Raw genomic sequence first — 8,797 nt, 5'->3', positions numbered from 1 at the left:
ACTTAACTACTTGATTCGTTGTGTGCCGTCTCGATGGATGCGCATTATAGGGAGTTCCTCGCAGGCCGCAACTGCTAATTTCAATAAAAATGATCGTTTGCTGCATTCCACAGCAAAACCCCTCTTTATACCCTGTTGTGCACAAACTTATCCACAGATGTAATCTGAACTGAAAATTGACGAGCATCACGCAATCGTTTTCGCTACAATTCCCCGCGTCGAAATTGCAGGGCGGTATTCATCAAATATGACCTTTGCGGATCGATTTTTATCAAAATAGCGTCAGTCAGACCCAAATTAAGCGTGCTTTTCCGTTTATCCTAGCCACCAGCACGCTAATGGCAGGCTGGCAGTCCCCTTTTCGGGACGTTATCTGAATCTGTTCCTCTATATATAGAAAGAAGTACCGGGTAGAGATTCACGTAACGCTCTATTTATAGCGAATGAAAAACTGCGATTCCAAAGCCAAGGGATAAAACCATGCAACAACGCCGTCCAATCCGCCGTGCTCTGCTTAGTGTGTCTGATAAAGCGGGTATCATTGAATTCGCCGCAGCGCTTTCTCAGCGTGGCATCGAGTTACTATCCACCGGTGGGACTGCCCGCCTGTTGGCCGATGCTGGCCTGCCGGTCACTGAAGTTTCTGATTACACCGGTTTCCCGGAAATGATGGATGGCCGCGTTAAGACTCTGCATCCAAAAATCCATGGCGGTATTCTCGGCCGCCGTGGTCAAGATGATACCATCATGACTGAACATGATATTCAACCGATCGATATGGTGGTCGTCAATCTGTATCCTTTTGCCGAAACCGTGGCGCGTCCAGATTGTTCACTGGAAGATGCCGTTGAGAATATTGATATCGGCGGGCCGACCATGGTGCGCTCTGCGGCGAAGAATCACAAAGATGTCGCCATCGTGGTGAAGAGCAGTGACTATGCCGCCATCATTACCGAGCTGGATAATAATGACGGCTCGCTAACCTACCCAACCCGCTTCAATCTAGCGATTAAAGCATTCGAGCATACCGCCGCCTACGACAGCATGATCGCCAACTACTTCGGCACCATGGTTCCGGCTTATCACGGCGAGACCGAGCAGCCCGCAGGTCACTTCCCGCGGACCCTGAATCTTAACTATATTAAGAAGCAGGATATGCGTTACGGTGAAAACAGCCACCAGCAAGCCGCCTTCTATATAGAAGAGAATCTGAAAGAAGCTTCCGTCGCTACCGCAGAACAGCTGCAAGGCAAGGCGCTCTCTTACAACAACATCGCCGATACTGATGCCGCACTGGAGTGCGTGAAAGAGTTCAGCGAACCTGCCTGTGTGATCGTCAAGCACGCGAACCCTTGTGGCGTAGCGATTGGTGATTCCACTCTTGCCGCTTACGAAAGTGCATACAAAACTGACCCTACCTCTGCTTTCGGCGGCATTATTGCCTTTAACCGTGAGTTAGATGCTGCAACCGCTCAGGCGATCATCAGCCGCCAATTTGTGGAAGTGATTATCGCGCCAAGTGTCAGCGCCGATGCCCTGAGTGTTCTGGCAGCCAAACAAAACGTGCGTGTGTTGATCTGCGGCCAGTGGCAGGCGCGCTCTGCCGGCCTGGATTTCAAACGTGTGAATGGTGGTTTGCTGGTACAAGATCGTGATTTAGGTATGGTGACAGAAGCGGATCTGCGTGTGGTGTCCAAACGCCAGCCAACCGCGCAAGAGCTGCGTGATGCACTGTTCTGCTGGAAAGTGGCTAAGTTCGTTAAATCCAATGCCATTGTCTATGCCCGCGATAATATGACCATCGGGATAGGCGCAGGCCAGATGAGCCGTGTTTACTCTGCCAAGATTGCCGGGATCAAAGCCGCCGACGAAGGTTTACAGGTTGCCGGTTCCGCCATGGCGTCTGATGCTTTCTTCCCGTTCCGCGATGGCATTGATGCCGCCGCTGCCGTTGGCATCACTTGCGTGATCCAGCCGGGGGGTTCTATCCGCGATGACGAGGTGGTTGCTGCCGCAGATGAACACAATATCGCGATGATCTTTACTGACATGCGTCATTTCCGTCATTAATTAAACCGCTTAACGGAGTCACCCGATGAATATTTTGATTATTGGTAACGGTGGACGCGAACACGCATTAGGCTGGAAAGCCGCGCAATCGCCTTTAGCGGATAAAATCTATGTCGCACCGGGCAATGCCGGTACGGCGCTGGAACCTCGATTAGAGAACGTGGCTATCGCCGCGACGGATATTGCAGGCTTGCTGGCCTTTGCTCAAAGCCACGATATCGGCCTGACCATTGTTGGCCCGGAAGCGCCGTTAGTGATTGGCGTGGTGGATGCGTTCCGTGACGCAGGTCTGACTATCTTCGGCCCGACGCAAGCGGCGGCTCAGTTAGAAGGCTCCAAAGCGTTCACCAAAGATTTCCTGGCGCGCCACCATATCCCAACCGCGTTCTACCAAAATTTCACTGAGATCGAACCGGCGCTGGCTTATGTTCGCAAGATTGGCGCACCAATCGTGATTAAGGCTGACGGACTGGCTGCGGGTAAAGGCGTGATTGTCGCCATGACGTTAGAAGAGGCGGAAACTGCCGTTCACGACATGCTGGCAGGTAATGCTTTTGGTGATGCAGGCCACCGTATCGTGGTGGAAGAGTTCCTCGACGGCGAAGAAGCCAGCTTTATCGTGATGGTTGATGGCGAGAATGTGCTGCCAATGGCCACCAGTCAGGATCATAAACGCGTCGGTGATGGCGATACCGGTCCGAATACTGGCGGAATGGGGGCTTACTCACCGGCCCCCGTGGTGACAGATGAGATCCACCAGCGCGTGATGGATCAGATTATCTGGCCAACCGTGCGCGGCATGGCGGCGGAAGGGAGTGTCTATACCGGCTTTCTATACGCAGGCTTGATGATTTCAGCCGATGGGCAACCGAAAGTTATCGAATTCAACTGCCGTTTTGGTGATCCAGAAACACAACCCATCATGCTGCGGATGCGCTCTGATCTGGTCGAGCTCTGTCTGGCGGGTGCACAAGGCAAGCTAAATGAGAAAACCTCTGACTGGGATGATCGCCCTTCACTGGGTGTAGTGCTGGCAGCGGGCGGTTATCCGGCAGATTATCGCCAGGGCGATGTTATCCATGGATTGCCGCAGCAAGAAGTAGCCGACGGAAAAGTATTCCATGCAGGTACACAGTTGAATGGTGATAATCAGGTGGTGACCAGCGGCGGGCGTGTATTGTGCGTGACGGCACTGGGGACAACTGTCGCCGAGGCACAGCAGCGCGCTTATCAGTTGGCGGCGGATATTCACTGGGAAGGCAGCTTCTGCCGTAAAGATATTGGCTATCGGGCGATTGCCCGTGGCAAATAACCGGACAGTGGTAAACAACTAGCTAGCAGCAAATAATGGCTAGCAGTCAATACTTTCGATGGGCATGGTTCGCTGTGCCCATTTTACATTTCAGATGCTATAAACTGCCGGCGCTCGGTTCCCAGCGGCAGAAATCCTGATTGGCAGCCAGCAGCAGCTGTTGACCTTCCGGTGAATCCAGCCACGCGACACCTAAGGGGTGCGCACTCTTCCCACCCCGCTGGCTCAACCATCTCTGCGAGTTATCATCGAGACTCAGCCGTAATGTTTTTCCGGCACAGCTGGTGACGATACCATCCTGCCAACGCCCCTGAAGTAATCTGACGTTTCCGGCGCGCAGTGCGCTGCTCAGTTCCAGAATACGTTTTGCTTCCAACTGATAAACTGCAATCTCATCGGTTGATAGCTGCTCACGACGCTCGGCCAATTGGCGCTGCATAAAACTCACCTGCCCCTGCTCATCGAAACGCAGCTCGATGCTCTGTGGATTATGGCCTAAATCGTTGCGGCGAATTTCATGCAAAATACCATTTTGGTATTGATAGAAGGTAACGCGGGTATTGTCCCCGGAGTAGGGGCTATAGACGCTCATCAACACCAGTGGCTGTTGTTGCGCATTATCCTGACGCCATAAACGCACTACGCCGCTGTCGGCGATGTATCCGCTGGCACTAAATTGGGGGGAGCCTGACTGACTGCTACAGGCGCTGAGACCAAAGGCTAAGCCGAGGGTCATCAGCACCCGCTGCATAAACAAAAGGGGCTTTATCACCCCCCTGCTTATTATTTTCACTGACACACTATTAAGATTTAACAGAATCTTTCAGTGCTTTACCAGAAACAAACGCTGGCACATTAGCTGCAGCAATTTTGATTTCTTTACCAGTCTGTGGGTTGCGGCCAGTGCGCTCATTACGATGGTTTACTTTAAAAGTACCGAAACCAACCAATTGTACTGGATCACCGTCTTTCAGAGATTCGGTAATTGCAGCCAGTGTGGACTCCAAAGCAGCCTTAGCTTGAGCTTTAGAAAGGTCCGCTTTGTCCGCGATTACGTCAATCAGTTGAGTCTTATTCATAAGTTATCCTTACAGTGTGTTTATCGTTTGCAAAGCATCAAGTGCGACGGATATGCCGAATGACAGCACTCTCCTGCATACACGCACCGATAGCCACTTTTTTTCGCCCCCCAAATGTAGAACAGACAGGGGGCAGATGTGAAGCCTTAAGACGTGACAAATCAGGCGTTAAATCACGTTTTCTTGCCTTATTGCGTTAAATTTATGCCAATGTTGCTAACAGCCGCTTCCCGCAGGTCAGATCGTAACCCTTTTATCAAATCCAGGTCGCGCTCTTCACAGTCAGCCAAGAGGCGGAAAATCTCCCATTGGATGTCCCACTCTTCTTCGACCGCGGGCAAGATTTTCAGCTCTTCATCGGTCATTTCTTTGCCAGCCAGTGTCATTTCCAACATGGCAACGGTGCGAATGGATGCTTCGCTGATCGCGATGGCATGTTCCAGTGTTTCCCCACTCAAACGCGAATGGATAGCCTCACTCAATGCGATACACGCATCGATAGCCGGATAAACACCGTAGATAGCATAGTCATCAGCTGAAGGAATTGCCTCTTCCAACTTCTCCAACTGACTATCAAAATTCACTTTAGCGTCTTTTACGACCAACGTTTCCCAAATAAGGTCCAGAATGCGCCGGTAAACCGCCGGATCGCCAAACTCTGTTTCCAGACAAAATTGCTGATAGTTGGGATACATCCGTTCGCACAAACAAGCCATGAAAGTCAGGTGTTGCCAGCTTTCCAGCTTTTCGAGACGTAGATGAATCGGATTACGTATCATGATGAGTTCTCATTATTCATTATCTGCGCGGCAGTGTACCCGAAATTAAATCATATCCCTATTGTTGCCAAGCAAATCAGGAGTTTTCCGCATCCAACGTTGAAATTGCGGGCGGTTTGAGGCGATAGCATCTGCCCAGCGGGTTGGCTCCGGCAGGCGGTAACCCGCCATACAGCGCTGGACCCACGTCAATGCGCTCTCCACACTCACCCGATGCCCCGGCGAAATAAACAGCGGGTTGCAGCGAATTTTGCTGCGCCATACCCAGCCAAGTTGCTCATTGCCATCAATCAGGGGTTCTACTGCGCCGTTATTACTCTCCAGTGGCTGAAAATGCCCACACAGGCGGCTTTTGGCGACACCAATGGTGGGCACATCCACTAACAGACCAAAATGGCTGGCAACCCCTAAACGGCGTGGATGCGCGATACCCTGCCCATCAACAAAAACCAAATCGGGCCGTTGCTGGAGCTGCGCCCAAGCGGCTAATAATGCAGGATATTCACGAAAAGAGAGTAAACCGGGGATATACGGTAGTGAAGTCTCTACCCGTGCAATCTGATACTCCACCAGCTCAAGCGAGGGATAGCGCAAAATTGCGATAGCAGCACGGGTCACCTCCCCCTGCTGCTCAAAACCCACATCAGCGCCAGCAATAAAGCGCACTGGCGGGCTAAGACCATCAGCCAGAACAGGGTCATCTTGCAGTATCACCTCAGATGCCCGCTGCTGTTGCTCTGCCCGAAGCGCTTTAGTGTCAATCATCTGGCAACCTATTCAGATAATCTATTGGTGATAAGGCCGTGATAGCGCATGTACCGCTTTAACAAAAGCACCGGCATGTTCTGGCGGGACATCCTGATGAATGCCGTGGCCCAGATTAAACACATGCCCTTCACCTTGCCCAAAACTGGCTAATATGGTGCTAACTTCTTGCTCAATACGCGCAGGCGGTGCATATAAGATGGAAGGGTCCATATTGCCTTGCAGCGCGACTTTATCACCCACACGGCGACGCGCGTCGGCAAGGTCAGTGGTCCAATCCAGCCCCAGCGCATCACAGCCGGTGGCGGCCATAGCTTCCAGCCACTGCCCGCCGCCTTTGGTAAACAAGGTGACCGGTACACGCCGCCCCTCGTTTTCACGAGTCAGGCCATTGACGATTTTATGCATGTAATTCAATGAGAACTCAAGATAGTCGCGACCTGTCAGCACCCCGCCCCAAGTATCAAAGACCATCACCGACTGCGCTCCGGCCTTGATTTGCGCATTGAGATACAAAATGACGCTGTCGGCCAATTTATCCAGCAACAGATGCAGTGTTTGTGGTTCGGCATACATCATTTTTTTCAGTTTGGTGAAGGCTTTGCTGCTACCGCCCTCGACCATGTAGGTCGCCAGTGTCCATGGGCTGCCGGAGAAGCCAATCAGCGGCACTTGCCCTGCCAACTCACGACGAATAGCGCGCACCGCATTCATGACGTAGCCCAGCTCCTGTTCAGGATCAGGGATCGGCAACTTTTCAACATCAGCGCGGCAGGTAATCGGCGATTTGAAGCGTGGACCTTCGCCGGTTTCAAAATAGAGCCCCAGCCCCATGGCATCCGGGATGGTTAGAATGTCTGAAAACAGAATCGCTGCATCCAGTGGATAACGACGCAATGGCTGCATCGTCACTTCACAGGCCAGCTCCGCGTTTTTACACAGCGACATAAAATCACCGGCAATTGCGCGGGTAGCTTTATATTCTGGCAAATAGCGGCCCGCCTGGCGCATCATCCATACCGGTGTGACATCAACCGGTTGACGCAATAAGGCCCGCAGATAGCGATCGTTTTTCAACTCATTCATGGTGAAGCTCCCTTAATTACCTGGCGGCCATCTTTTAGTTGGCAGCATTGTAGCATGTTGATATCACATTTCATGTTACGAGTGGCAGTAATCAGGGGGCGCAAGTGATGAGTCCTTATCGCGGCAATTAAGTGTACAGTGAATACGGAGAAGCATCTGCATGATCTTCCATAAGCTGATCCAGAGGGGCCAGCGCCTCTTTTATTACCCGGTTATCAATTGCCCCCTGAAAAAGTCTCGCCTCACCCTCCCCATTCTCGCTAACCTTATTCGCTTGAGTAATACGAATACCAAAAACATATATTTCATTTTTGCCGTGGGTGAGATAGTAAGTTGCGCCGGTTAACGCTTCGGCACTCCCTTCCACCTTCGTTTTAATCGGGAAAAGAGTGTCTTGATACTTTTCCGCTATTTTTCTAAAGTTGTCCGCTTGTTGCTCTTTGCGCGGCGTATCGTAAAAACAGAAGTATTTGAATTGGTTTCCACAAGAGAGTAATTGATGAAGCGTCACCGTGCGATCCGTTACTGTTCGTTGAGCCGCATCATGGTTTTTAAATTTGGGGGCTTCGTCAATGACCTGCTGCACGCTTACCGTGCTCAAAGGCGTTGGCGGTAGCGCGGTATGGGAAACCATTTCTAATTGATAAGAAGGGTTATGTTTTAATAGACGAAATAACACCTCTTCAAAATTTTTCTGAATATTAACCGCAATAGTCTGTCTTTCAATCGCGGTGCCGGTAACTTGAACACTGTTACCAGCAATAAGTTTCTTGACCACATCACTACTGGACGAATCATCAAAAAATGATTGGCGATCTAACTTACCCATAATGAGTCTATTAAAGATATTATCTTCAGTTAATGCCATACCTTGATATTCATCCATGAAGATATTTGGCATCGATACACTTGCAGCATTAGACACTAATGTTCCTTAAATAGGAGAGGAAAAATCTGGAATAAGAGCAACTAACGGAGCCTGTATCTCTTTTATTAAAGGGGAGTTGGAATTCCCTTGATAAAATTTTAACTCACCATTATAGCGAGGCAGCAAAGGGGTATTGATAATAAAAACGTGGGTTTCATTATTGTTGTTGGTGAGGTGATAACTTGCCCCCGTTAAGCCCCAAGTAATGTGATTTTCCTCCGTTGGAAAAGCCAAAAGGTTGGGGTACATGTCGACGACATTGCTAAAATTCTTCTTTTCGTCCTCTTTTGGTTCTTCGCTGAACATGACAACGCATTGGAATTGCTTTTTATAAGAAAGCAACCGATGAAGTGTTTTCATGCGCTCAGTTACGCCTGTTTGTTTTTCACCAGTTCCGTTGTCATTAATCGCCTTAATCACCTCTTGGGGGTTCACTGTGCAAAGTGACTGAATTGGCTTTGGCGCTACTAAACACACCTTCAACTGATAAAGTGGATGATCTTTCAAAATGTCGAGTAACACCTTTTCATAAACATTTTGAATCTTAAACGCGCAAAGACCTCTCTCCTTGTGGGTACCACCGGACAGACTAACTTCATTGCTCATGCAGAGTAGCTTTTCTATCGGTGTTAGTTCGTTATCCTTAATCTTTGCTGACACCTTACTGTAAAATATCGACATGACTCTTTCGCTGAAAGCCAGTTGGTTAAAGCTTGGGTCTGCCAGACCAGTGATTGCGAACCTATTAAAGGGTGATGCATTAATAATCATTTTTTAT

General features: G+C 50.0%; 9 protein-coding genes. 2 read left to right on the top strand and 7 right to left on the bottom strand.

Going from position 1 to position 8,797, the window contains the following annotated elements; translation table 11 throughout:
• Positions 1-480 precede the first annotated feature (480 nt).
• Both purH and purD read left to right on the top strand, forming a co-directional pair.
• A complete protein-coding gene (gene purH, locus AACW11_RS12680) occupies positions 481-2,070 on the top strand; it encodes a bifunctional phosphoribosylaminoimidazolecarboxamide formyltransferase/IMP cyclohydrolase (protein WP_212586862.1) in 1,590 nt (529 codons plus the stop codon).
• Positions 2,071-2,095: 25 nt separating this feature from the next.
• A complete protein-coding gene (gene purD / locus AACW11_RS12675; protein WP_212586861.1) occupies positions 2,096-3,382 on the top strand; it encodes a phosphoribosylamine--glycine ligase in 1,287 nt (428 codons plus the stop codon).
• A 97-nt stretch (positions 3,383-3,479) separates the two neighbouring features.
• Here the strand turns inward: purD and AACW11_RS12670 are convergent, their stop codons facing one another.
• From AACW11_RS12670 to AACW11_RS12640, 7 genes are all read right to left on the bottom strand, one after another.
• A complete protein-coding gene (locus AACW11_RS12670; protein WP_212586864.1) occupies positions 3,480-4,133 on the bottom strand; it encodes a DUF1481 domain-containing protein in 654 nt (217 codons plus the stop codon).
• Positions 4,134-4,185: 52 nt separating this feature from the next.
• On the bottom strand, positions 4,186-4,461 hold the full coding sequence (gene hupA, locus AACW11_RS12665) for a nucleoid-associated protein HU-alpha (protein ID WP_004876782.1): 276 nt from the start codon (positions 4,459-4,461) through the stop codon (positions 4,186-4,188).
• Positions 4,462-4,649: 188 nt separating this feature from the next.
• Positions 4,650-5,240, bottom strand: a complete 591-nt coding sequence (locus tag AACW11_RS12660; RefSeq protein ID WP_032898579.1) for a YjaG family protein — start codon at positions 5,238-5,240, stop codon at positions 4,650-4,652.
• Between the two features lie 45 nt (positions 5,241-5,285).
• Complete coding sequence (nfi, locus tag AACW11_RS12655; RefSeq protein ID WP_212586860.1) at positions 5,286-6,005, bottom strand: deoxyribonuclease V; 720 nt, start codon at positions 6,003-6,005, stop codon at positions 5,286-5,288.
• A gap of 21 nt (positions 6,006-6,026) precedes the next feature.
• Positions 6,027-7,091, bottom strand: a complete 1,065-nt coding sequence (gene hemE, locus AACW11_RS12650; protein WP_212586859.1) for a uroporphyrinogen decarboxylase — start codon at positions 7,089-7,091, stop codon at positions 6,027-6,029.
• A gap of 127 nt (positions 7,092-7,218) precedes the next feature.
• Entirely contained in the window at positions 7,219-8,016 is a 798-nt protein-coding gene (locus AACW11_RS12645) for a hypothetical protein (RefSeq protein ID WP_212586858.1), read from the bottom strand.
• A gap of 9 nt (positions 8,017-8,025) precedes the next feature.
• Positions 8,026-8,790, bottom strand: a complete 765-nt coding sequence (locus AACW11_RS12640) for a hypothetical protein (protein ID WP_212586857.1) — start codon at positions 8,788-8,790, stop codon at positions 8,026-8,028.
• Positions 8,791-8,797: the final 7 nt, after the last annotated feature.

The organism is Yersinia sp. Marseille-Q3913 (genome assembly GCF_963892745.1).
GTDB classification, from domain to species: domain Bacteria; phylum Pseudomonadota; class Gammaproteobacteria; order Enterobacterales; family Enterobacteriaceae; genus Yersinia; species Yersinia bercovieri.
Note: the sequence above shows the minus strand (reverse complement) of the source record. Positions and strands in the feature narration are given on the sequence as shown.